The sequence below is a fragment of the Leifsonia sp. NPDC058230 genome, from assembly GCF_042882245.1.
Lineage (GTDB): Bacteria > Actinomycetota > Actinomycetes > Actinomycetales > Microbacteriaceae > Leifsonia.
Genome location: NZ_JBHVWM010000003.1, coordinates 583,286 through 606,467, shown reverse-complemented (window position 1 = coordinate 606,467; position 23,182 = coordinate 583,286). Strand labels below are relative to the sequence as shown.

The window sequence follows — 23,182 nt, the reverse complement described above, 5'->3', positions numbered from 1 at the left end:
AGCCGCGTGGTCGCGCTTCGTCAGCGCTGGCCGTCCGTCGGGTCGTAGATCGGCATCGTGCCGACCCCGGGTGACGTCAGCGGCTCGCCGATGCGGAGCGTGGGCAGCCCGAGCGACACCCGCCCCTTTCCGGATGCGTCACCGGAGGCGGTCGGAACGGCGCACGACTCGGCTTCGGCGCGATCCCAGGCATCGCCGGCGCGGGTGCGGCGGATGCGCAGGGGCGCGCCGTCTGCGGAATCGGCGATCAGGTGGAACGGCGCCGCCTGAGTGACCGTGACGGTGACGACGTCGCCGGGGCGCGGGAGCTCGGAGCCGGCGGGAACCTCGAAGTGCACGAGGCGGCTGTCGTGGGCGCGACCGCTGAGCCGGTGCGTGTCGGCGTCTTTGCGGCCCTCGCCGTTGGCCACGAGCAGCTCGACCTCGCGACCGATGACTTTCTGGTTCTCTTCCAGCGAGATGCGTTCCTGCAGTGCGGTCAGCCGTTCATACCGCTCCTGAACGATCTCCTTCGGAACCTGGTCGGCCATGGTCGCCGCTGGGGTGCCCGGCCGGATCGAGTACTGGAACGTGAACGCTGAGGCGAAGCGCGCGGCCTCGACCACGCGCAGGGTGTCCTCGAAGTCCTCCTCGGTCTCACCCGGGAAGCCGACGATGATGTCGGTGCTGATGGCTGCATCCGGCATCTTGGCGCGGACTCGGTCGAGGATGCCGAGGAACTTCTCGGAGCGGTACGAGCGGCGCATGGCCTTCAGGATGCGGTCGGAACCCGACTGCAACGGCATGTGCAGCTGCGGCATGACGGAGTCGGTCTCGGCCATCGCGTCGATCACATCGTCGGTGAATGCCGCCGGGTGGGGACTGGTGAAGCGGATGCGCTCGAGCCCGTCGATCCCGCCGGCCGCCCGCAGCAGCTTGCCGAACGCCTGCCGGTCGCCGAACTCGACGCCGTAGGAGTTCACATTCTGACCGAGAAGGGTGACCTCGATGGCGCCGTCGTCGACGAGCGCCTGGATCTCTCCGAGGATCTCGCCCGGACGACGGTCCTTCTCTTTGCCTCGGAGCGACGGGACGATGCAGAACGTGCACGTGTTGTTGCAGCCGACCGAGATGGACACCCAGCCGCTGTAGCTGGAGTCGCGCTTGGTCGGGAGCGTGGACGGGAACGTCTCGAGGGCTTCGAGGATCTCGATCTCGGCAGCGTCGTTGTGCCGCGCTCGCTCGAGCAGTGTCGGCAGGGAGCCCATGTTGTGGGTGCCGAACACCACATCCACCCACGGCGCCTTCTCGAGGATGACGTTCTTGTCTTTCTGCGCCAGGCAGCCACCGACGGCGATCTGCATGCCCTCGTGCCGCCGCTTCACCGACGCGAGGTGGCCGAGATTGCCGTAGAGCTTGTTGTCTGCGTTCTCACGCACCGCACAGGTGTTGATGACGACGATGTCCGCCTCGTCTCCGTTGGCGGGGACGTAGCCCGCGGCCTCGAGAGAGCCGCTCAAGCGCTCCGAGTCGTGCACGTTCATCTGGCAGCCGTAGGTGCGGACCTCGTACGTGCGTGCCCGCCCGCTCGCGTCGACGGCCGCCACCGACGGCTGAATGACGGTGCGCTCTTCGGTGATGCTCATAGTGCGTCTAGTTTACGTTCGCGCTGAGACGAGTTCGACACCGATCGATTCGGGCGATGAGTGCGCCTTCGAGGGCCAGATCTCACCGTTCAGATGCGCCGGCTATTCGAAGCGGACGCCACGCTTGCCGCGTGTTGCGAGTGCCACGTCCATCGCCTGACGCACCGTCGAGGAGTCGTATCCCTTGCGGGCCAGGAAACCGTGGAGCCGGCGTTTGGCCGTCTCGTCGTCGTAGCTGGCGAGCTGGCCGACGCGCTTCATGGCGAGCTCGGTCGCCCGCTCCAGCTCATCGTCGTCGGCGATCTCTTCGAGGGCGTCCTCGATGATCACCGGATCGATGTGCCGCCGTTTCAGCTCCTGCTCGATCGCAGACCGACCGAGACCCTTGCGAGTGTGCTGGGTGTAGACGAGGGTGACCGCCAGAGCAGCGTCGTCGAGCAGCCCGACGCTCTCGAGCCGGTCGAGTTCGGCCTGCGCCGTCTCCGGTTCGATCTCGCGTCTGGCGAGCACCTGCTCCAGTTCCCATCGCGACATCCCACGCCGTGCGAGCTGATGAATCGACACGTTCGACGCCCGCTTGCTGGATCTGTCACCACCGGCGGACTTCTCGGCGGGAGACGCACTCCTGCTCGCCGGTTCCCCGGACTTCTGGTCGTCCAGGTCGAACGCTCGCGACAGCTCCCCGACCGAGGACCGTGCGGGTCGGCGGACGGACGGATGGTCGCGCATCCCGGAGCCCGGCTCAACATCCTGCCGAGGTGACTCGTCTGATACACCCGACTGCTTGCTCGCCCCGCGTGCCGTTCCCGCGCGACGGGCATCACGCAGAAACGTCACGGGGGCAAGGTGCTCGGCACTGCCCGATCGCGGGCTGTCCGGCTCGGTGTCCGGTACTTCGGGCGGGAAACTCACCACGAGGCTCTCCTTCTCAGTTCGAGCTCGATGGGAGCGCCTACGCGCCCTTACGTGCCTGAAGCTTCTCTTCGATGGAGTCGACGTTGTCGACCGGGGCAGCGACCGCATTCGGATCGGCGTGGATGCCGAGCTTGATGAGGATCTTGTTCTCGATCTCCGTCGCGATGTCGGGGTTCGAGATCAGGAAGTTGCGCGAATTCTCTTTGCCCTGGCCGAGCTGGTCTCCCTCGTACGTGTACCACGCGCCCGACTTCTTGACGATGGCGTGCTCGACACCGAAGTCGATCAGGCTGCCTTCGCGAGAGATGCCGACGCCGTAGAGGATGTCGAACTCGGCCTGCTTGAAGGGGGGAGCCATCTTGTTCTTGACGACCTTGACCCGGGTGCGGTTGCCGACCGCCTCCGTGCCGTCTTTCAGAGTCTCGATTCGGCGGATGTCGAGGCGCACCGAGGCATAGAACTTGAGCGCCTTGCCACCGGCGGTCGTCTCGGGGCTGCCGAAGAAGACACCGATCTTCTCGCGCAGCTGGTTGATGAAGATCATCGTGGTGTTGGTCTGGCTGAGACCACCGGTGAGCTTGCGGAGGGCCTGCGACATGAGGCGCGCCTGGAGACCGACGTGCGAGTCACCCATCTCACCCTCGATCTCGGCGCGGGGCACGAGCGCCGCGACGGAGTCGATGACGATGAGGTCGATGGACCCGCTTCGGACGAGCATGTCCGCGATCTCGAGCGCCTGCTCACCCGTGTCGGGCTGCGAGACGAGGAGGGCGTCGATGTCGACGCCGAGCTTGCGTGCATACTCCGGGTCGAGCGCGTGTTCTGCGTCGATGAAGGCTGCGATTCCGCCGGCGCGCTGCGCGTTGGCGATGGCGTGCAGGGTGAGCGTGGTCTTACCCGACGACTCCGGCCCGTAGATCTCGACGATGCGACCGCGCGGGAGTCCCCCGATGCCGAGCGCGACATCGAGCGCGATCGATCCGGTCGGAACAACCTCGACGGGCGCTCGCTCGTCGCTGCCCAGTCGCATGACCGAGCCCTTGCCAAACTGGCGGTCGATCTGCGCAAGGGCAGTCTCGAGAGCCTTCTCACGATCGGCGGCTGATGGCATTGCGGTTCTCCTTCTTCGGCTTCGCTAACGAGATCGACTGTACGCGGGAGCACTGACACTCGACGCGGGTGAAACGGCTTCTGTGGATAACCCGTTTTCGATTGCCGTTGTGGAGGAGCCTAGCAACATCCGAACATATCTTCGAGTGCCGAAGGGCGGCGTGTCGCGTCTTCCTGCGACGCGTCAGTGCTTCGGCGCAAGCTTGCCCGCGCCGTACCAGTGCGCCTGCGGAACCCCCGTCTCGCGGCAGAGCGCCAACCACACCTCGCGTGGCGGAAGCCCGGCCTCGATCGCCTGCGACGCCGTGCGCCCGCCGAGCTCGCCGAGCACGAGATCGGTTGCCAGCGCCGAGCCGTACTGGCTGCCGAACTCGTCGATCAGCGCGCGCTGGAACTCACTCAACTTCATGGGACCATCCTAGGAATCGCTTCTGACACCGCGCGGCGCTACGCGCACCGCCCGGCTACCGCAAACAAGAGACGCCCCGGAGCATCCGGGGCGTCTCTTGGTGGTTCTCGATCAGCGAGCGACGAGGTCCGCGTCCATAGCGGCCACGAACTCGTCGGGGATCGTGTCGGGGATGATGGGCTCGATGCCCTCGAGCACCGCGAGCCGATCACCGACCTCGCGCATGATGACGGAGATGGGCGTGTCGAGCGCGTCGGCGACCGACGCGAGGATCTCGGACGAGGCCTCTTTCTGGCCACGCTCCACCTCGCTGAGGTAGCCGAGGGCCACACTGGCCTTACTGGCTACCTGCCGGAGCGTGCGCCCCTTCTGCAGGCGGAAGTCCCTGAGCACGTCGCCGATTTCCTGACGTACAAGAATCATTGGAGCCTCCTTTTCAACCCTGCCGCTGTGTGGACCTTCGATTCGGGATGCCAACACTACACGCATCCATGATCTAACGATAATGACGACGACTGGGCTTTTCTTGTGAATGCACGAGATGTAACAGACCCGAAACAGGGGGTATTCCCGGACGTTACACCGGGTCTGCCGACGCGTCGATCCCGAGGTCCGACGCCAGTTCCTCCAACGCCTGCTCGACCACTCGGCGCCGGATCTCAGCGCGAGATCCCGAGAGCCGGAGCTCGACCACCCGGGTCGAGTCCGGCGTCGCCAGACCGATGAAGACCGTTCCGACTGCGCGACCCCCCTGCGGTTCCGGCCCGGCGACTCCGGTCGTGGACAGGCCGATGTCGGCCGGCCGCTCATCGACGGCGAGGCGCCGGCGCACCCCCTCGGCGAGTTGACGGGCGACCTCGGGATGCACGGGACCGTGCGCCTCGAGCAGCTCCTCGTCGACGCCGAGCAGCGAGTGCTTGAGAGCGGTGGCGTAGACGACGGCCCCACCGAGCACGGCGGCAGAGGCACCCGGGATGCGGGTGAGTTCGGCCGTCAGCTCGCCACCGGTCAGAGACTCGGCCACGGCGATCGTGAGGCCGCGGCCGGCCAGGTGCGCGATGATGCGGGCGGTGGGCTCAGGCGACGGCACGACGAGCCCTCCGCCCCTTCCACGCCTGCCAGAGGTAGTCGAGACCGGTGACCACCGTGAGGATGACCGCGAGAGTCATCACGATGCCGTTGACCCAATAGACCCACTCGCCGAACAAGGTCCAGAGCGGGAAGAGGGCCAGGCTGATGGCGACCGACTGCACGACGGTCTTGAGCTTGCCGCCACGCGAGGCCGCGATCACGCCCTGCCGGATGACGACGAAGCGGTAGACCGTGATCCCGACCTCACGCACCAGGATGACGATCGTCACCCACCACGGAAGCTCGCCCAGGATCGAGAGAGCGATGAGTGCGCCCCCGGTGAGCACCTTGTCGGCGATCGGGTCGAGCAGCTTGCCGAGCTCCGTCACGAGGTTGTTGCGCCGCGCGATCGCACCGTCGACGCCGTCCGTCGCGATGGCGAGCACGAAGAGCACGGCCGCAGCCCAGCGCAGCCACCCGTCGTCACCGCCGTCGGCGAGCAGCATCCACACGAACAGCGGGGCCAGCAGGATGCGCACGACCGTGATGATGTTCGGTACGTTCCAGTTGCTCGCGCCGCGTTGCGTGCTGCCTCCCGCCCTGACAGGCGGGGGCGAGTCGTGCACCGACATGCGGTCTACTCCCTGTCGGTCAGCTGCCAGGCGTCTTCGTTCGAGTCGCCTTCCACCTCAGGATAGCCCTCCGTCATGCGCGCGACAGGGTCTCCCCCGTACCGATCGTCGGCATACCGATCGCTCGCTTCAGGTGTGGGCGCAGGGGGGTTCGGGGTACCGGATGCGCCGCTCGCGGACTGACCGCCGGATACCGCTCCCGCCGGCGCATCCTCACCGCGCAGTGTCGCGAGCACCGACGGAAGCTGCTCGGCGGTGACCAGCACATCCCTGGCCTTCGAGCCTTCGGACGGCCCGACGATCTCGCGCGATTCGAGCAGATCCATCAGGCGACCCGCCTTCGCGAAGCCGACACGGAGCTTGCGCTGGAGCATGGACGTCGACCCGAACTGGGTCGAGACGACGAGTTCTGCTGCCGCGAGCAGCAGTTCGAGGTCGTCGCCGATGTCCGAGTCGATCTGTTTGCGTTCGGCGGGCGCGGCCACATCTTGCCGGTAGTCGGGGCGCGCCTGCCGCGTGACATGGTCGACGACCTTCTGGATCTCGGCCTCGTTGACCCAGGCGCCCTGCACGCGAACGGCCTTGGAGGCCCCCATCGGCAGGAAGAGCCCGTCGCCCTGGCCGATCAGCTTGTCGGCGCCGGGCTGGTCGAGGATGACGCGGGAGTCGGTGACGCTGGTCACCGCGAAGGCGAGCCGGGACGGGACATTGGCCTTGATGAGACCCGTGACGACGTCGACGGACGGCCGCTGCGTCGCGAGGACCAAGTGGATGCCCGACGCGCGGGCGAGTTGCGTGATGCGCACGATCGAGTCTTCGACGTCGCGCGGCGCGACCATCATCAGGTCGGCGAGCTCGTCGACCACGACCAACAGGTACGGGTACGGCTTGAGCTTGCGCTCGCTGCCCGCCGGCAGCACGATCTCATTGTTGACCACGGCTTTGTTGAAGTCGTCGATGTGACGGAAGCCGAAGCTCGCCAGATCGTCGTACCGCATGTCCATCTCTTTCACGACCCACTGCAGCGCTTCCGCCGCCTTCTTGGGGTTCGTGATGATGGGGGTGATCAGGTGGGGCACACCGCCGTAGATGGTCAGCTCGACGCGCTTCGGGTCGATCAGCACCATGCGCACGTCCGACGGCTTCGCCCTCATCAGAAGGCTCGTGATCATCGAGTTGACGAAGCTCGACTTTCCGGAGCCGGTCGAACCGGCGACGAGCAGGTGGGGCATCTTCGCGAGGTTGGCGACCACGAAACCGCCGCCGACGTCTTTTCCGACGCCGATCGTCATCGGGTGCACGCTCTTGACGGAGGCATTCGACCTCAGCACATCGCCCAGCGAGACGATCTCGCGGTCGGTGTTCGGGATCTCCACGCCGATCGCGCTCTTGCCGGGGATGGGCGAGAGGATGCGCACCTCGTTGCTGGCGACCGCGTACGACAGGTTCTTGCTCAACGCGGTGACCCGCTCGACCTTCACGCCCGGGCCGAGCTCGATCTCGTACTGCGTGACGGTCGGGCCACGCGAGTATCCGGTGACCTTCGCGTCCACCCCGAACTGGTCGAGCACCTCGGTGATCGACTTCACGATCTCTTCGTTGGCGCCGGAGCGAGCCTTGGCCGGCGTTCCCGGAGCGAGGATGGTCGGCGCCGGGAGGCGGTATGGCGCGACCGGTTCGTCGGCCACCGGCGGCGTGCCGGCCGACTCGTCGAACTCGGCGACGCCCGGTGCGAAGCCGGGGAGCACGGCGGGCGCGCCCGAGGGTGCTCCGTCTGCCTGCAGGCCCGTCACGTGTGCTCCGCCGAGGGCGACTTCGCCGGTGAAGCGCTTGACCGCGTCTTCGGCCTGCACGAGCTCGCTCAACACCTCGGTGTTGTAGTGGTCGCTCGCCGGGTCGGGTTCGAGCGCGGTGGCGAACTCGCCCTTACCTTTCGAGAGCTCGCCGAAGACCTCGGTGACACCGTCGACGATGACCGGCGAGTCGTACGCGGGATCTTCTTCGCGCTGCGTCTTGTTACGACGCCACCAGGGCAGATTGGCTTCGTCGGCCGGCTCGTCGTCGATGCCGTCGAGCTCGACCTGCTGGGTCTTCGCCTCCTTCGCCGCCTGCCGCTCCTCTTCGGTCGCCAGCTGCGCACCGAAGAGGTAGGCGTAGAGCTCGCGCACGCGCGCCCCGACCTTGTTCGGCGGGGTCTTGGTGATGATGAACAGGCTGAGGACGAGCAGCACGATGATGACAGCGCCTGCGCCGTACGGCGTGATGATCGCGGAGAGAGGCGCCGCGAGCAACCAGCCGAGGACACCACCGGCCTCGGCGAGCTTCGGCATTCCGTCACTCGGCGATGGATGCGAGCTGAACAGGTGACAGAGACCGGACACGGTCAGCAGCAGGATCGAGAGCCCGATGCCGATGCGGGTGTTGTCGTGCACGGAACTCGGATGCCGGAACAGCCAGGCGGCGAACAGCACCATGATGACCGGCAGGGCGAACGCGACGCGGCCGAAGAGACCGCCGAAGGTCCACGCGTCGAGCGTTCGCGCGACCTGGTCGTTGATGAGGAACCACTCGACGACCGCACCGGCGATCGCCAGGAGCACGAGGAAGAACGGGAAGCCGTCGCGACGCTCCTCTTTGGCCAGCTTCTCCGGACCGAGGGCGCGGAAGAGCGCGCCGGTCAGATGAGCCAGCCCCATCCAGGCGCGGGCGAGGGGGTTCGGCGATGTATCCGCCGGATAGGCGACCGTCTTCTGCGCCGCCGCCTGGCCCTTCTTCTGGGCTGCCGGCGTGCGCGCGGTCGAGCCGCCGCGACCGGAGGAGTTCCGGGCGCGCGATGTCGACTTGGTGCTCGTAGCCATGGAGTACACGGTACTTCGACCCCCCGGCATCGCACGTCTACCGCGCTGACATGTGGAAAATCGGCTCAGTGGACGGCGCGCACCATCGTGTCGGAGTCCGCCCCCGAGGCGACCGTGACGTATCCCTCGCTGACGTAGAGGCGCTGCGCAAAATTCGCACGCGCGACGCTCAGACTCACCCGTGAGTGGCCCGCCGCCGCGGCCTGCCGTGCCACGGCCTGAAGGAGCGCGCGTCCCACCCCGCGCGCCCGCCATTGCGCGTTCACCCCGAGCGTCAGCTCGGGCACGCCGGTCGCCACGAATCCGTAGCCGGGCGCGTTCGCAGGGAACAACCGCCCCCAGCAGGCGCCGATCGCGACGCCGTGCGCATCCTCGGCCACCGATCCGAAGTCGCCGGGCCGCGGCCAGCCCGCGATGTACCGCGTGATGCTCGGATCCTCCAGAACGGCGATTCGAGCCCGGGCCGTGGCGAGGTTCCAGTTCGCGGCCTCGACGAGCATGTCGCCGAGAAAGCGCGCATCCTCTCTCGTCGCCGCCCTGATCTGGAACAGACTCATACCGGGAACGCTACCGGTCCCGGTGTTTCGCGCGGGTTTCGATCGGGCCTCGATCAGGCCTCGATCACGAGCGGCACGATCATCGGCCGGCGACGGTAGCTCGTGTTGACCCAGCGACCGACGGTTCGCCGGACCACCTGCGAGAGCGCGTGCGAGTCGCGGACGCCGTTGTGGGCCGCGTCGGCGAGCGCCGAGGCGATCTTCGGCTTGACGGCGTCGAACACTGCGTCGTCCTCCGCGAAACCGCGAGCGTGGATCTCGGGGCCCGTGACGATGCGGCCCGTGGCCGCCTCGACCACGACGATGATCGAGATGAAGCCCTCTTCACCGAGGATCCGGCGGTCTTTGAGGTCGGCATCCGTGATCTCGCCGACGCTCGAGCCGTCCACATAGACGAAGCCGAGGTCGAGCTGCCCGACGACGCGCGCGACACCGTCGCGCAGGTCGATGACCGTGCCGTCTTCGGCGAGGATCGTGTTCTCGACGGGAACGCCGGTGTCGATCGCGAGCCGGGCGTTGGCGACCAGGTGCCGGTATTCGCCGTGCACCGGCATCACGTTCTTGGGCTTAAGGATGTTGTAGCAGTAGAGCAGCTCGCCGGCGGCCGCGTGGCCGGAGACGTGCACCTTGGCATTGCCCTTGTGCACGACGTTCGCGCCCAGCTTCGTGAGGCCGTCGATCACTCGGTACACGGCGTTCTCGTTACCCGGGATGAGACTCGAGGCGAGGATCACGGTGTCGCCGGGGCCGACCTCGATCTGGTGGTCGAGGTTCGCCATGCGCGCGAGCACGGCCATCGGCTCGCCCTGCGAACCGGTGGACATGTAGACGATCTGGTCGTCGGGAAGATCGGCGGCCTTCTTGTAGTCGATGAGCACGCCCTCGGGCACCTTGAGATAGCCGAGGTCGGCGGCGATGCCCATGTTGCGCACCATCGAGCGGCCGAGCAACGCGACCCGGCGGCCATTCGCCGCGGCGGAGTCGAGCACCTGCTGCACGCGATGAACGTGGCTGGAGAAGCTGGCGACGATGACACGACGTGGGGCGCGTGCGATGACGTTGTCGAGGACCGGGCCGATCGAACGCTCCAGCGGGGTGAACCCCGGCACGTCGGCGTTGGTGGAGTCGGCGAGGAACAGGTCGACGCCCTTCTCACCGAGGCGGGCGAAGGCACGCAGGTCGGTGAGCCGGTTGTCGAGCGGGAGCTGGTCCATCTTGAAGTCGCCCGTGTGCAGCACGACACCGGCGGGCGTCGTGATCGCGACGGCCAGCGCATCCGGGATCGAGTGGTTGACCGCGACGAACTCGAGATCGAACGGTCCGAGCTGCTCGGTCTGCCCCTCTTTGACGGTGAGGCTGTACGGCTGGATGCGGTGCTCCTTGAGCTTCGCCTCGACCAGCGCGAGCGTGAGGCCGGACCCGATCAGCGGGATGTCCGCGCGCAGCTTGAGCAGGTACGGCACCGCGCCGATGTGGTCTTCGTGACCGTGCGTGAGCACGACGCCCACGATGTCGTCGAGACGGTCGCGCACGGGCGCGAAGTCGGGAAGGATCAGGTCGACGCCCGGCTGGTTCTCTTCGGGGAACAGCACGCCGCAGTCGACGATGAGGAGCTTGCCCTCGTACTCGAAGACGGTCATGTTGCGGCCGATCTCGCCGAGACCGCCGGTGGGGATGATGCGCAGGGTGCCCGGTTCGAGGGCGGGTGGATCGGAGACGAGGTTGGGCATGTGCCCTCCTTGCAATGTGCGGGCGCTTCAGCGCCGATGGTGCGGACCGTGCAGTGGCTCGGCCCTTAGCGTGTGGTTCCGGCGATCTTGGGCAGGGCGCCGCCGGCGGCGGCGTTGCGATCGGGACGGAAGTTGGAGAAGTCGACGCCCGGGATGTTCTTGACCAGGTCGAGCTCGTCTTCGATCTGCGCGGCCTCCCACTCCTCCGGACCCACGAGCGGCAGGCGCACGCGCGGACTGGAGATGCGGCCGAGGCCGTGCAGGATGTACTTGGCCGCGACCGTGCCGGGCACGTGGGTCATCACGGCACGCACGAGCGGCTCGAGCTGCTGGTGCGCAGCGGTGGCGGTCTTCAGGTCGCCGGCGTTGACCGCATCCACGATCTGCCGGTATGGCCGGGCAGCGATGTTGGCCGTAACGCCGATGAGGCCGCTGGCGCCGATGGCGAGGTGCGGCAGCACGTTGGCATCGTCGCCGGAGAAGTAGAGCAGGTCGGTCTGGTTGAGCACGCGGCTCACCTCGCTGAAGTCGCCCTTCGCATCTTTGATCGCCAGCACGTTGGGGTGCTTCGCGATGCGCAGGATGGTCTCGTACTTGATCGGAACCCCGGTGCGGCCCGGGATGTCGTACAGGATGACGGGCAGGTCGGTCGAGTCGGCGATCATGCGGAAGTGGGTCAGGACGCCCGCCTGCGTCGGCTTGTTGTAGTACGGGGTGACGATCATCACGCCGTCGGCGCCGGCCTTCTCGCTCTGCTGATAGAGCTGGATGGCGTGCGCGGTCTCGTTGGAGCCGCCGCCGGTGATGATTTTGGCCCGCCCGGCGGCCACGTCTTTGCCGACCTCGACCAGCCGGAGCTTCTCCTGGTCGGTGAGTGTGGAGGTCTCCCCCGTCGTGCCGGTGACGACGATGCCGTCGGCTCCCGCGGAGATGACGTCGTCGATGTGCTTCTCGACTCCGGCCCAGTCCACTTCGCCATCGGCGGTGAACGGGGTGACCAGGGCGACCAGCACCTGACCGAACGGATTCGCAGAGTTCGACATAGCACAAGGCTATCGGGTCGTGGTCCCCCGTCGCTCCTCCGTAATCTTCGGTCACACTCCCCCGGCCTGCTCGGCCCGCGCGTAATCTCGGCCCATCATGAACGGCTTCACGGCGCTCGCAGTGCTGCTCGGTCTGGTCGCGGTCGCGACTGCCGCCGGGCTCGTCTGGCGTGCCCGCACCGGCCGCGTCCGCCGGGAGAAGTCGGGGGAACAGGTCGTCGCGCGCGAGGTCGGGGCAGCATCGTTCGGTACGGGTGCGACCCTGCTCCAGTTCTCGACCGAGTTCTGCGCTCCCTGCCGGGCGACCGCCCGCATCCTCGGCGAGATCGGCGCGGAGCGCGTGGGGGTCGAACACGTCGAGGTGGACCTCACTGAACGGCCCGACCTGGCCGGCCGCTTCGGCATCCTGCAGACGCCCACCACACTCGTCCTGGACAGGACGGGAACCATCCGCGCTCGCATCGGCGGCGCCGTCCGCGCCGGCGATGTGCGCTCCACGCTCGACGACCTCCTCGGGAGCAGCCATGCCCGCACCGTCTGATTCCGCCGGTATCGATCCGCGGTCCCCGCGCTTCGGGGCCGGCATCACCGCTGTGCTCCTGCTGATCGACGTGTTCCTCGCGCTCGTCGGCGCGACGACGGCCGCCTTCTTCCTGCTCCTGGCGATCGCGCTGCTCTTCGCGTGGGGTGCTTTCGCAGGCATCCAGCGGCATCCCTACGGATGGCTGTTCCGCACGGTCATCCGCCCCCGTCTCGCGCCACCGGCCGAGCGGGAGGATCCGGCGCCTCCGACGTTCGCCCAGGGCGTCGGGCTCTTCGTCACAGGGATCGGGCTGGTGCTCCACCTCGTCGGGGTTCCCTTCGTGCTGCCGATCGCGGCGTCGCTGGCCTTCATCGCGGCGTTCCTCAACTCGGTCTTCGGCTACTGCCTCGGCTGCCAGATCTACCTGCTCCTGGTTCGCGCCCGGGTCATCCGGCGCCGCGGCACGACAACCGCCTGAACGATCCTGAGCCCCTCCCGGGAATTCTCCGAGCGGCCCGACGACGGCGCCGATGCCGCAAGTAGGGTGGAGAACTGTCGCCGAAAACTTCGGTGGCAAGCGATTTTGGAGGTCTCACATGGCAGTCACCAGCGAAGCGACAACGATCTGGAACGGAGACCTCAAGTCCGGGTCGGGCACGGTCAGTCTCGACTCCTCGCACGCCGCGGAATTCCCGGTCTCGTGGAAGGCGCGCTCCGAAGGATCCTCGTCGATCACCACGCCGGAGGAATTGCTGGGCGCCGCCCACGCCGCCTGCTTCTCGATGGCGCTCTCGGGCGCTCTCGCCGGATTCGGCACGCCGCCGGAGAGCGTGCAGACGACCGCAGCGGTCACGTTCGATCCCGCTCAGGGCATCGTCGGCAGCCACCTCCTGGTGCACGCCACCGTTCCCGGCCTGTCCGACGAGGACTTCCAGCGGATCGCCGACGAGGCGAAGACGAACTGCCCGGTGTCGCGGGCTCTCGTGGGCATCCCGATCACCATCGAAGCACGCCTGGCCTGAGCCATGCGGGTGCTCATCGGCGGCGCCTCGGGCATGATCGGCACCGAGCTGACGGCACAGCTCGAGACGGCCGGTCACGAGGTGCTGAAGCTCGTGCGCCGGCAGCCGGCGGCTCCCGATGAGCACCACTGGGCGCCCACCGCCCGCATGATCGACTTCACCCTGATGGACAGGGCGGATGCGGTGGTCAACCTCTCCGGCGCAACGCTCAGCCGACTGCCGTGGACGTCGTCGTACCGACGACAGCTCCTCGCGTCACGACTCGACGCCACGCACACGCTGACGGATGCGATGAGGATGGCCGCCCATCCACCGTCCGTGTTCGTGAGCGGGTCGGCGGTCGGCTTCTACGGTGACCGGCCCGGTCAGAAGCTCACCGAGTCCTCGATCAAGGGCGTCGGGTTCCTGTCCGACCTCGTCGAGTCGTGGGAGACCGCCGCGCACCTCGCGCCGGAGAAGACCCGCGTCGCCACCGTGCGCAGCGGTGTCGTGGTCGGGCGCGGTGGAGCGATGAAGCCGCTCCTGCCGATGGCGAGGCTCGGCCTCCTCGGGCCGATCGCGGGAGGCGGACAGCATTGGCCGTGGATCAGCCTGCGCGATGAAGCAGCCGCGATCGTGCACCTGCTGACATCCTCACGACTGTCCGGCCCGGTCAACCTGGCGGGCCCGACTCCGGCGACCGCGGATGTCGTGCTGCGCGCGCTGGCGAAAGCCGTGCACCGACCGTACGGGATCCCGTTGCCGGAGAAGGTCATCGAGCTCGCCCTGCGCGATGCCGGGCACGAATTGCTGCTCTCGAGCCAGAAGGTCGTGCCGCAGAAACTGCTCGACGACGGCTTCGTCTTCACCGACCGCACAGTTCAGGATGCGATGGAGCGGCTGGTCGCCAGCGCCTAGCGAACAGGCTCACACCTTGGCATGCTGCTCGGCACGGTACAGCCGGATGGACTCGCGAAGCGCCGAGCGGGCACGACGGCGGTCGCCGGAGGCGTCGTAAGCCAGGCCGAGCCGGAACCAGGCCCGCCAGCTCGTCGGCGCACCTTCGACCTCGGCCTTGTACGTGGGAAAGTCCTCGTCGGCCGCGTCTCGCAACGGCCTGCCGCTCGCCCGGTGCGGGAGGTCCTCGACGGGCAGACCGCCCTCGGCGTCGAGGATCTTCACGAGCTTCTCGGTTCGAACCCCGAAGAGCAGTTCCCGGCCGATCGCCCACGCGGCGACCAGCGGAAGGACGAGGAGTGCCACGCCCATGATGATCGCGACAGCGACGCCGGTCGCGATCAGCATCACCGCGCGCTCGAACACGAGCACGAGGTAGACGGCGAGGATGACCGCCATCACGATGGCGGCGATGCGATTTCTCACGCGTTCTCGCGGACAGTCGGACGGGGTGGCTCGCCGTTCGGCTCCGCGATCCCCAGGTCGACGAGTTTGTCCAGTCCGACGGTCACCCCGGTCGCCGTGGCCGCCGCGCGCAGAGCGAGCAGGATGCCCGCCTCGTAGGCCTCGGAACCCGCTGTGTCGTGCCGGATGGTGAGCGTCTCCCCCGACCCGCCGAAGACGACCTGCTGCTGGGCGAGGATGCCGCGCATCCGCATGCTGTGGATCGGCACGCTCGCCACCTGCTGACCGCGGGCGCGCTGATCGGTGTGCGGCGCGTCGACGGGGCCGCGATCGGCGCGCGCGGCGCCGATGAGCTCGGCGGTGCGAACCGCGGTGCCGGACGGGGAGTCCACCTTGCCTTCGCCGTGCGCCTCGATGATCTCGATGGAGTCGAAGAAGCGGGCCGCGACCGTGGCGAACGCCGTGCCGAGCGCTGAGCCCAGCGAGAAGTTGGGGATGACGACGGCGCCGCTGCCCTCGTGGGCGGCCACGCGGCGCTCGAGATCCAGGATGCGATCAGCCGACCAGCCGGAGGTGCCGACCAGCACCTTCATCCCGTGATCGACGGCGAACGCCACGATGTCGGGGCTGACAGCGGGGACCGTCATGTCGACGAGCACGTCGGCGCCGAGCATCTCTTCGAGCGGCGAGCGCGAATCGAGGCGGGCGACGAGCTCGAGGCTGTCGGCCTGTTCGATGAGCCGCACAGCGACGGACCCCAGCTTTCCGGTCGCACCAGCGACGGCAACGCGAATAGTCACCCCACCAATCTACCGGCCGCTCGCTGCACGAATCCCGTGTCGCACATCCCTCTCACGGCCGATGGGCCGAAGTACGCTGGACAGATGGTGTCTTTTGCCGATGTCGCAGTCACGGATGCGTCAGCCCACCGCATGCTGTCGGAGTACTTCGCCGAGCGCGCAGCCAGTTTTCCCCAGAGCCAGGGCGCGTACCGCACGAATTTCCCCGATCCGTCGCAGTTCGTTCCGCCTGCGGGTGTCTTTTTGCTCGCGTACGACGAAGACGGCGCGGAGGCGGGCTGCGGCGGAGTGCGCGAACTCGCGGTCCCGTTGTCGGACATCGAGCCGGAGATCCCGGTGGTGCGCTACGAGATCAAGCATCTGTGGGTGAAGCCGTCGAGTCGCGGACTCGGTCTCGGCCGCACGATCCTCAACGAGCTGGAGCACCGCGCACGCGGTTTCGGGGCCACCGAGGTCGTGCTCGACACGAACGCCAGCCTGGAGGCGGCGGGCGGCCTCTACCGCAGCCACGGCTACGAGGACATCCAGCCGTACAACGACAATCCGAACGCGACCGACTGGTTCCGCAAGACGCTGTAGCGCCGAGCCCGTCGGGCGGCAACTCGCTGGCTCGCTGGCCGCGGGTGCTAGACCGGCTGCAGCTCCGGGAGGCCGGTGCGGAGCTCGACCGGCAGATGCCCGAGGTCGTTGTGAACGACGAGCACGGGCGGCTTGGCCGAGCGCACGCGGATGATCGTGAGACCGCAGTTGGCCTGATTGAGTCCCAGCCACCGCCACTCGGGAGCGTCGAAGACGTGACGCACGAACCAGCCGATCACGAAGTTGTGGGTGATCAGGAGGTCGTGGCGGTCGCCGAGGGCCGGAGTGAGGAACTCGCCGACCGCATCCCCCATCTGCGCCCGCCCCGCCTCGATCTCGGCAGGGGTGACGGCACCGAAGAACGACTCGAATGCCTTGGGCATGTCGGGGGTGGGGCCGGAGGGAATGCAATCGAAGAGCAGGCTCGAGGGCTCAGGGGTGAGCGCGGGCATCCGCTCGGCCATGATCGCCGCGGTCTCGGCGGCCCGGTTGAGCGGCGAGTGGTACATGCCGGTGAACGGGATGCCGCTCAGACGTTCGGCGATCAGCTGCGCCTGGCGCTTGCCGCGGGGTGAGAGCGGGCCGTCGGGGAGACCATGCTCGGCGTCCTGCTGCTCGCCGTGTCGCACGAGGTAGAGATAGTGGGGCACCGTGGGAGCCTTTCGGTGATGTCTGGGAAGAGGGAAGGGTCAGGAGGCGAGGCCGGCGAACATGTCGTCGGTGACGTTTCCGACCGCGGAGACGGAGACCTGCCTTCCGGCGAGGTCGGCGGCCAGTGCCTGCACATCGTCGGCGGTGACGAGGTGCAGGCGGCGGAGGCTTTCATCGAGATCGGAGAACTCGCCCAGGCTGATCTCGGCTCGGCCGAGCCGCGACATCCTGGTGTCGGAGTCCTCGAGGGCGAGGGCGGCGCCACCCGAGAGCTGACCGACGGCACGACGCAGTTCGTCCCGCGACACGCCGTCCTCGGCGAGGCGGTGCAGTTCGGCGAGCATGAGTTCGCCGACCTGGGCGGCCTTGGCGGGAGCGCATCCCGCGTAGAGGCCGAAGACGCCGGCGTCGGAGTACGAGCCGGAGAATGAGTAGACGGAGTACGCCAGCCCGCGCTTCTCGCGGATCTCCTGGAAGAGGCGGCTGGACATCCCACCCCCGAGCACGGAATTGAGCACACTCATGCTCACACGGCGCTCATCGGTCGCGACGAGGCCGGGAACACCGATCAGGAGGTTGGCCTGTTCGGTCGGCCGCTGCACGGTCACGACGGACGCGGCGCGCTCGATCCGGGCGGGCGCCGTCGATCGGCGAGGGACCGGAGCGGCTTCGACGGAGAGGTCCCAGTCTGCCGCGCGGAGGGCCTTCTCGACACCGGCGACCAGAAGGTCGTGGTCGACGGCGCCGGCGGCGGTGATCACCAGGTCTTGCGGGCGGTAGTTCGCCCGGTAGTGCTCCCACACCACCTCACGCTTGGCCTCGCGGATGGTCTGCGGGCTGCCGCCGATCGGACGGCCGAGCGGATGCGCACCGAGCACGGCCTCGAAGAACCGCTCGTTCGCGACGTCGGCCGGGTCGTCCTCGGCCATTCCGAGTTCCTCGAGGATGACGCCGCGCTCGTTCTCGAACTCCACCGGGTCGAGCAGCGATGACGTGAGCATGTCGGCGATCACCTCGACCGCCATGGGAAGGTCTCTGTCCTGCACTTTGGCGTAGTAGCAGGTGTACTCCTTGGCTGTCATCGCATTGTGCTCGCCACCGACCGAGTCGAACGAGATCGCGATGTCGAGAGCGGTGCGGGTCGGCGTGCCCTTGAAGAGGAGGTGCTCGAGAAAGTGCGTCGAGCCGTAGCTGGTGGGAACGGCGGGATGCGCGCCCGACGCGGGCAGCGCATCCGACTCGTCCCGGGAGCCCACTGCCACCCAGTAGCCGAGTGTGGCGCTGCGTGCACCGGGAACGTGCTCGCTCAGGATGCGCACCCCGCTCGGGAGGATCGTGCGACGGACCAGCGCTTCGCCGGAGGCTGCGAAAGAAAGGTCGGCCAGGCCAAGGGGAAGGTCGACTGCGCTGTTCATCACCACCACCCTACGCCAGCGGCTATGGAATCCCTGTGAGGTATTGAGGACAAACAGACTGGTCTGTCTACCTATATACTGATTTTCACCAAGGTCGTCAGGCGAACCCCAAACGTCTGAAGCCCGACCGCAGGACGGCGGACCCGACCGTCGACCCAGAGTAAGGAGTTGTGCCGGATGGTCGTTAGTGCCCGGGCGACCATCCGGCCGCCCGCTCCCTCGAAAATCAAGATCCTCGCCACGGCGGACGAGCTCTTCTACCAAGAAGGCATCCACACCGTCGGTGTCGACCGCATCATCGCGGGCGCACGGGTGACGAAAGCCACGTTCTACAAGCACTACCGCTCGAAAGACCTCCTGATCATCGCCTACGTCGAAGGACGCGACAAGCAGATCCGCGACTGGTTCGACGAGCAGGAGAAGACCACCGACGACCCCCGTGCGATCGCACGTGCCCTCGTCGACCAGATCAACGTCGAAGCCATCCGTCCCGGCTTCCGCGGCGACCCGTTCATCAACGCGGCCGCGCAGTTCGCCGACGAGAACCACCCCGTGCGCGTGGCCGTCACGGCCCACCGCGATTGGTACGCCCACCGCATCGAAGACCTGTTCCGGCAGATCGGGCATCCGCACCCCGGCGATGCCGCGGACGACCTCATCCTCGCGCGTGACGGGGCGCTGGCCGGCGGATACGTGGGCGACCCGGTCGCTGCGGGTGCCGCTTTGCATCGATCTCTGGAGCGCATCCTCGCGGAGGCGTGAGCCTGCGCGCGTTCGCAGGGTCGGAGACTTCGGGCGACACCCCGGTGAATCGTCCGTAACGACGGAAGAACAGGACCGGTTCGGCCGAGAGTTCCGACGCTGGTGGGCCTGCGGGCCGGCTGAAGCTCGCGACTACTCGGAGACGCGGTCGAGTTCGAGCATCTGAGCCCGGGTGAGGCGGATGCCCGCTGCGGCGAGGAGCGCGTCGACCTGTTCGGGGCGGCTCGCGCTCGCCACCGGCGCGACGACGTTGCGCTTGGCGAGGAGCCAGGCGATCGCGATGCTGGCCGGGCTGGACTCGTGTTCGGCGGCGACCCGGTCGAGAGCGGCGAGCACCCGCTGGCCGCGCCGGTTGACGTATGCCGCCGCACGGATGCTGCGGGCGTCGGCGTTGAGGTCGTCTTTCGAGCGGTACTTGCCGGTGAGGAAGCCGTTCGCCAGCGCGTAGTAGGGCATGACGGCCAGACCCTGGGCACTGGCCACGATGCGCAGGGCGCTCTCGAACTCGCTGCGGTGCATGAGGTTGTACTGGGTCTGCACGGCGATGAACTTGGGAAGACCGGTCGAGGAGAGGATGCGGGCCTCGATGAGCCGGTCGGCACTGAAGTTCGAGGCCGCGAGGTAACGCACCTTGCCGCTCTCGATCAGCCACTCGACGGTGGCGAGGCTGTCTTCCAGCGGGACCTCGGGGTCGTCGTCGTGGAAGTAGAGCAGGTCGATGTAGTCGGTCTGCAGACGCTCGAGAGAGGCTTCGACGGCGCGCACGATGCTGACCGAGCCGAGGCCCGGATTCTCGTGGTGGCGGCCGACCTTGGTGGCGACGACCGTGCCGTCGCGGTTGCCGCGCTCGCGCATCCACTTGCCGATCAGGACTTCGCTTCGGCCGCCGACGTAGCTGTCGGCCGTGTCGATGAAGTTTCCGCCGTGGTGGGAGAAGCGGTCGAGGATGCGCAGCGACGTCTCGCCGTCGGCCGTCCAGCCGAAGACGCTCGCGCCGAGCGAGAGCGGATACACCGCGAGGTCGCTCTCGCCGATGCGGCGCGGAGCGATGATCGACAGAGGTCCGGTGCGCTCGAGCTCGGAATCGAACACCGGCAGCGCTTGGGTCTCGACGCCGATCGGCTCGAGTTCTTCAGGGTCGCTCTCGGTCGCGGCGGCCGCAGCCGTTGCGGCTGCTCGGCGACCGGCGACGTCGCGCAGGCGGAGAGGCAGCAGTTGCGGCATATGCCCTCCCCCTTACTCCTGAGCGGATCGAATCGATTCGAGGACCCCAGTTCCCCGATACCTACTTGCAGAGTACGGCATACCTCCGACGCCACTTGGACGATCGCGGTGAACTGTTGCAAAATGCTTGGTCACAGTTTCATCACGTAGTGATTCACGGATCGGTTCACCCGGAATGGCCCGCTCGGCGCAGTACCGAGCGGGCGTGCGCGATCACCGGACCATCGACCATCCGGCCGCGGAACCGGAACACTCCGCCCGCGGTTTCGGCCATGGCGAGCAACTCGGCGGCCTCCGCCACGGCGGCCCCTCCGGGTCGATACGCGGCCCGCACGGTCTCCACCTGACCGGGGTGGATGCACGCGGTCGCCGCGAATCCGGACGCCACCGCGTCCTCTGCCTCGTCGGCGAGACCGGCGAGATCATCGATGTCGAGGTGGACCGTGTCGATGGCCGGGAGGCCGGCTGCACCGGCTGCGAGGAGCACGGCCGAGCGGGCGTGCAGGGCCACGTCGCGGTAGGCACCGTCGGGGCGCCGGCTGGAGGTTCCGCCGAGCGACGCGACCAGGTCCTCCGCACCCCACATCAGCGCGATCACGCCGGGAGCCACTGCGAGCGCGGGGGCCGCGAGCACGCCCGCCGCCGTCTCGCAGAGTGCGATGGTCGCCAGACCGTCCAGCTCGCGCAGATCGTCGAGCCGTTCGGCCTTCGGCAGCATCACCGCACGGTACGGTGTGGCGGCGAGCGCCGCGAGGTCCGCGGCGTGGTCGTCGGTCCCACCGGGGTTGACCCTGACGATCACCCGGTCCGGATCCAGCGACGACGCGACCAGCGCCTCCCGCGCGGCGGGCCGATTCGCGGGATCGACGGCGTCTTCGAGGTCGAGGATCACCGCATCCGCCCGCTCGAGCGCCTTCGCGTACCGGTCGGGGCGGTCGGCGGGACAGAACAGGAGGGCCGGCCCCCACGGGAACCCGCTCATCCGGACACGGCCTCGGAATGCGCATCCCGGCACCACACCATGACCTGGCGGAGTGCCGTCGCGACGACCACCCCGTGCTGGTTGCGCCCGGTGTGCTCCAGCGTGACGATGCCCTGCCCTGGACGCGACGCCGAGAGGCGCTTGGCGGTGACCACGGTCTCCGAGTACAGCGTGTCCCCGTGGAAGAGCGGATGCGGGAAGGCCACCGTACTGAAGCCCAGGTTGGCGACGATGGTGCCCTGAGTGAGCTGGGTGACGGATGCTCCGACGATGGTCGCGAGGGTGAACATCGAATTCACGAGCCGCTCGCCGAACGGCTGACCGGCCGACCAGGCGGCGTCGAGGTGCAGTGCCTGGGTGTTCATCGTCATCGTCGTGAACAGTACGTTGTCGGCCTCGGTGACCGTTCGCCCCGGGCGGTGGAGGTAGCGCGTGTCGAGCTCGAACTCCTCGTAGTAGAGACCGCGCTGTTCGACGTCCTTCATGCGGCCTGCCCCTCGAGCTCCACGGTCAAGGGCGCGCCGGTGGCGGCGATCACCTCGTCGACCGTGACCCCCGGCGCGACCTCGCGCAGCACGAGGGTGCCCGTGCCGTCGTCGTTCCGGCGCACGTCGATGACGGCGAGGTCCGTGATGATGCGGTCGACGCATCCGGTGCCCGTCAGAGGCAGGGAGCAGGTGCGCAGGATCTTGGGTCGGCCCTCGCGGTCGGTGTGCTCCATCATCACGATGAGGCGCTTGGCCCCGAAGACGAGGTCCATGGCACCGCCCATGCCTTTGACCATTTTTCCGGGGATCATCCAGTTGGCGAGGTCGCCGCGTTCGGAGACCTCCATCGCGCCGAGCACCGCCAGATCGACGTGACCGCCGCGCACCATTCCAAAGGAGAGCGACGAGTCGAAGAAGGAGGCGCCGCGGTTGACGGTCACCGTCTCCTTCCCCGCGTTGATCAGGTCGGGTTCGACCCCGTCGTCGTCCGGGTACGGACCCACGCCGAGGATGCCGTTCTCCGAGTGCAGGATGACCTCGATGCCAGCAGGGATGTAGTTCGGGATCAGGGTGGGCATCCCGATGCCGAGGTTGACGTATTGACCGTTCTCGAGTTCGCGGGCGACCCGGGCGGCGAGCTCGTTGCGGGTGAGGGTCATCGGACGCTCCCTTCCGGCTGGGTCGAATCGGCGAGGTGCACGGTTCGGCGTTCGATCCGCTTCTCGACGTCGGGCGTGTGGACCACCCGCTGAACGAAGATCCCGGGCGTGTGGACCTGCTCGGGATCGAGGTCGCCGGGTTCGACGAGGTGTTCGACCTCGGCGATCGTGATGCGTCCGGCCATGGCCGCGAGAGGGTTGAAATTCATCGCGGCGGCATGGAAGACGAGGTTGCCGTAGCGATCGCCCTTGAGCGCATGCACCAACGCGAAGTCCGGGGTCACCGACCGTTCGAGCACGTAGTCGGCGCCGTCGAACGTGCGCACCTCCTTGGGCTCGGAGGCCACCACGATCGACCCGTCGGGCGCGTAGAGGCGAGGAAGGCCGCCCTCGGCGATCTGCGTTCCAACGCCCGCCGGTGTGTAGAACGCGGGGATGCCCGCTCCCCCGGCCCGCAGCTTCTCGGCGAGCGTTCCCTGCGGCGTGAGCTCGACCTCCAGCTCACCCGAGAGGAACTGGCGGGCGAACTCCTTGTTCTCCCCCACGTAGGAGCTGACCATCTTGCGGATGCGCCGATCGCCGAGCAGGATCCCCAGCCCCCAGTCGTCCACACCGCAGTTGTTGCTCACGACCTCGAGCCGTTCGGTGCCCTGATCGTGCAGCGCCCGGATGAGCGCGCTCGGGATGCCGCACAGCCCGAATCCGCCGACGGCCAGGGAGGCGCCGTCGGGGATGTCGGCGATCGCCTCGCGTGCGCTCGCCACGACTTTGTCGATCATCGCGTAC

26 protein-coding genes are annotated in these 23,182 nt (G+C 67.9%); 6 read left to right on the top strand and 20 right to left on the bottom strand.

The window, feature by feature from the left end; translation table 11 throughout:
• Positions 1–20 precede the first annotated feature (20 nt).
• From miaB to dapA, 11 genes are all read right to left on the bottom strand, one after another.
• Positions 21–1,625, bottom strand: a complete 1,605-nt coding sequence (miaB, locus tag ACFVV0_RS12790) for a tRNA (N6-isopentenyl adenosine(37)-C2)-methylthiotransferase MiaB (protein ID WP_387063398.1) — start codon at positions 1,623–1,625, stop codon at positions 21–23.
• Between the two features lie 102 nt (positions 1,626–1,727).
• Positions 1,728–2,462, bottom strand: a complete 735-nt coding sequence (locus ACFVV0_RS12785; RefSeq protein WP_387063396.1) for a regulatory protein RecX — start codon at positions 2,460–2,462, stop codon at positions 1,728–1,730.
• Positions 2,463–2,577: 115 nt separating this feature from the next.
• Positions 2,578–3,651 carry a recombinase RecA gene (gene recA, locus ACFVV0_RS12780; protein WP_387063393.1) on the bottom strand — a complete coding sequence of 358 codons (1,074 nt, stop codon included), beginning with the start codon at positions 3,649–3,651 and terminating at the stop codon, positions 2,578–2,580.
• Positions 3,652–3,834: 183 nt separating this feature from the next.
• Entirely contained in the window at positions 3,835–4,059 is a 225-nt protein-coding gene (locus ACFVV0_RS12775; protein WP_387063390.1) for a DUF3046 domain-containing protein, read from the bottom strand.
• Between the two features lie 111 nt (positions 4,060–4,170).
• Positions 4,171–4,482: a helix-turn-helix domain-containing protein gene (locus tag ACFVV0_RS12770; RefSeq protein WP_387063387.1), complete on the bottom strand. Its 312-nt coding sequence runs from the start codon at positions 4,480–4,482 to the stop codon at positions 4,171–4,173.
• A 154-nt stretch (positions 4,483–4,636) separates the two neighbouring features.
• Positions 4,637–5,149, bottom strand: coding sequence for a CinA family protein (locus ACFVV0_RS12765; protein WP_387063385.1), 513 nt, complete (start codon positions 5,147–5,149; stop codon positions 4,637–4,639).
• Entirely contained in the window at positions 5,136–5,762 is a 627-nt protein-coding gene (gene pgsA / locus ACFVV0_RS12760) for a CDP-diacylglycerol--glycerol-3-phosphate 3-phosphatidyltransferase (protein WP_387063382.1), read from the bottom strand. Before pgsA ends, ACFVV0_RS12765 begins: the two co-directional genes overlap by 14 nt.
• Before the next feature lie 5 nt (positions 5,763–5,767).
• Complete coding sequence (locus tag ACFVV0_RS12755; protein ID WP_387063380.1) at positions 5,768–8,620, bottom strand: DNA translocase FtsK 4TM domain-containing protein; 2,853 nt, start codon at positions 8,618–8,620, stop codon at positions 5,768–5,770.
• 65 nt (positions 8,621–8,685) lie between these two features.
• Entirely contained in the window at positions 8,686–9,177 is a 492-nt protein-coding gene (locus tag ACFVV0_RS12750; RefSeq protein ID WP_387063377.1) for a GNAT family N-acetyltransferase, read from the bottom strand.
• Between the two features lie 53 nt (positions 9,178–9,230).
• Entirely contained in the window at positions 9,231–10,907 is a 1,677-nt protein-coding gene (locus ACFVV0_RS12745) for a ribonuclease J (protein WP_387063374.1), read from the bottom strand.
• A gap of 65 nt (positions 10,908–10,972) precedes the next feature.
• Positions 10,973–11,950 carry a 4-hydroxy-tetrahydrodipicolinate synthase gene (gene dapA / locus ACFVV0_RS12740; protein ID WP_387063371.1) on the bottom strand — a complete coding sequence of 326 codons (978 nt, stop codon included), beginning with the start codon at positions 11,948–11,950 and terminating at the stop codon, positions 10,973–10,975.
• A gap of 97 nt (positions 11,951–12,047) precedes the next feature.
• On the opposite strand from dapA, the gene ACFVV0_RS12735 reads away from it, so the two are divergent.
• The 4 genes from ACFVV0_RS12735 (at position 12,048) to ACFVV0_RS12720 (ending at position 14,392) form a co-directional block, all read left to right on the top strand.
• Positions 12,048–12,491, top strand: coding sequence for a TlpA family protein disulfide reductase (locus ACFVV0_RS12735; RefSeq protein WP_387063368.1), 444 nt, complete (start codon positions 12,048–12,050; stop codon positions 12,489–12,491).
• Positions 12,475–12,951 carry a DUF4395 domain-containing protein gene (locus ACFVV0_RS12730; RefSeq protein ID WP_387063366.1) on the top strand — a complete coding sequence of 159 codons (477 nt, stop codon included), beginning with the start codon at positions 12,475–12,477 and terminating at the stop codon, positions 12,949–12,951. Before ACFVV0_RS12735 ends, ACFVV0_RS12730 begins: the two co-directional genes overlap by 17 nt.
• A 118-nt stretch (positions 12,952–13,069) precedes the next feature.
• Positions 13,070–13,495 carry an OsmC family peroxiredoxin gene (locus ACFVV0_RS12725; RefSeq protein ID WP_387063364.1) on the top strand — a complete coding sequence of 142 codons (426 nt, stop codon included), beginning with the start codon at positions 13,070–13,072 and terminating at the stop codon, positions 13,493–13,495.
• Positions 13,496–13,498: 3 nt separating this feature from the next.
• On the top strand, positions 13,499–14,392 hold the full coding sequence (locus ACFVV0_RS12720; RefSeq protein ID WP_387063362.1) for a TIGR01777 family oxidoreductase: 894 nt from the start codon (positions 13,499–13,501) through the stop codon (positions 14,390–14,392).
• Positions 14,393–14,401: 9 nt separating this feature from the next.
• On the opposite strand, the gene ACFVV0_RS12715 is transcribed toward ACFVV0_RS12720, so the two are convergent.
• Positions 14,402–14,857: a hypothetical protein gene (locus ACFVV0_RS12715; protein ID WP_387063359.1), complete on the bottom strand. Its 456-nt coding sequence runs from the start codon at positions 14,855–14,857 to the stop codon at positions 14,402–14,404.
• Complete coding sequence (gene dapB / locus ACFVV0_RS12710) at positions 14,854–15,636, bottom strand: 4-hydroxy-tetrahydrodipicolinate reductase (protein WP_387063356.1); 783 nt, start codon at positions 15,634–15,636, stop codon at positions 14,854–14,856. The genes ACFVV0_RS12715 and dapB overlap by 4 nt, the downstream gene beginning before the upstream one ends.
• An 84-nt stretch (positions 15,637–15,720) precedes the next feature.
• Here dapB and ACFVV0_RS12705 point away from each other — a divergent pair, with 84 nt between their 5' ends.
• Positions 15,721–16,215, top strand: coding sequence for a GNAT family N-acetyltransferase (locus ACFVV0_RS12705; RefSeq protein WP_387063353.1), 495 nt, complete (start codon positions 15,721–15,723; stop codon positions 16,213–16,215).
• 47 nt (positions 16,216–16,262) lie between these two features.
• Here ACFVV0_RS12705 and ACFVV0_RS12700 read toward each other — a convergent pair whose 3' ends face one another.
• Positions 16,263–16,865, bottom strand: a complete 603-nt coding sequence (locus ACFVV0_RS12700) for a histidine phosphatase family protein (protein ID WP_387063350.1) — start codon at positions 16,863–16,865, stop codon at positions 16,263–16,265.
• A 39-nt stretch (positions 16,866–16,904) separates the two neighbouring features.
• Positions 16,905–18,281, bottom strand: coding sequence for a M16 family metallopeptidase (locus tag ACFVV0_RS12695; RefSeq protein ID WP_387063347.1), 1,377 nt, complete (start codon positions 18,279–18,281; stop codon positions 16,905–16,907).
• Between the two features lie 177 nt (positions 18,282–18,458).
• Between ACFVV0_RS12695 and ACFVV0_RS12690 the strand changes: the two genes are divergently transcribed.
• Positions 18,459–19,043, top strand: coding sequence for a TetR/AcrR family transcriptional regulator (locus ACFVV0_RS12690; RefSeq protein ID WP_387063345.1), 585 nt, complete (start codon positions 18,459–18,461; stop codon positions 19,041–19,043).
• 132 nt (positions 19,044–19,175) lie between these two features.
• On the opposite strand, the gene ACFVV0_RS12685 is transcribed toward ACFVV0_RS12690, so the two are convergent.
• The 5 genes from ACFVV0_RS12685 to ACFVV0_RS12665 all read right to left on the bottom strand — a co-directional run bounded on the left by ACFVV0_RS12685 (position 19,176) and on the right by ACFVV0_RS12665 (position 23,175).
• Positions 19,176–20,267, bottom strand: coding sequence for an aldo/keto reductase (locus tag ACFVV0_RS12685; RefSeq protein ID WP_387063342.1), 1,092 nt, complete (start codon positions 20,265–20,267; stop codon positions 19,176–19,178).
• A gap of 166 nt (positions 20,268–20,433) precedes the next feature.
• Positions 20,434–21,249: an HpcH/HpaI aldolase/citrate lyase family protein gene (locus ACFVV0_RS12680; RefSeq protein WP_387063339.1), complete on the bottom strand. Its 816-nt coding sequence runs from the start codon at positions 21,247–21,249 to the stop codon at positions 20,434–20,436.
• The gene (locus ACFVV0_RS12675; protein WP_387063336.1) at positions 21,246–21,734 is read right to left on the bottom strand and encodes a MaoC family dehydratase; all 489 of its coding nucleotides are present in this window, start codon (positions 21,732–21,734) and stop codon (positions 21,246–21,248) included. Before ACFVV0_RS12675 ends, ACFVV0_RS12680 begins: the two co-directional genes overlap by 4 nt.
• Positions 21,731–22,396: a 3-oxoacid CoA-transferase subunit B gene (locus tag ACFVV0_RS12670; protein WP_387063333.1), complete on the bottom strand. Its 666-nt coding sequence runs from the start codon at positions 22,394–22,396 to the stop codon at positions 21,731–21,733. The genes ACFVV0_RS12675 and ACFVV0_RS12670 overlap by 4 nt, the downstream gene beginning before the upstream one ends.
• Positions 22,393–23,175: a CoA transferase subunit A gene (locus ACFVV0_RS12665; protein WP_387063330.1), complete on the bottom strand. Its 783-nt coding sequence runs from the start codon at positions 23,173–23,175 to the stop codon at positions 22,393–22,395. Before ACFVV0_RS12665 ends, ACFVV0_RS12670 begins: the two co-directional genes overlap by 4 nt.
• Positions 23,176–23,182 lie beyond the last annotated feature (7 nt).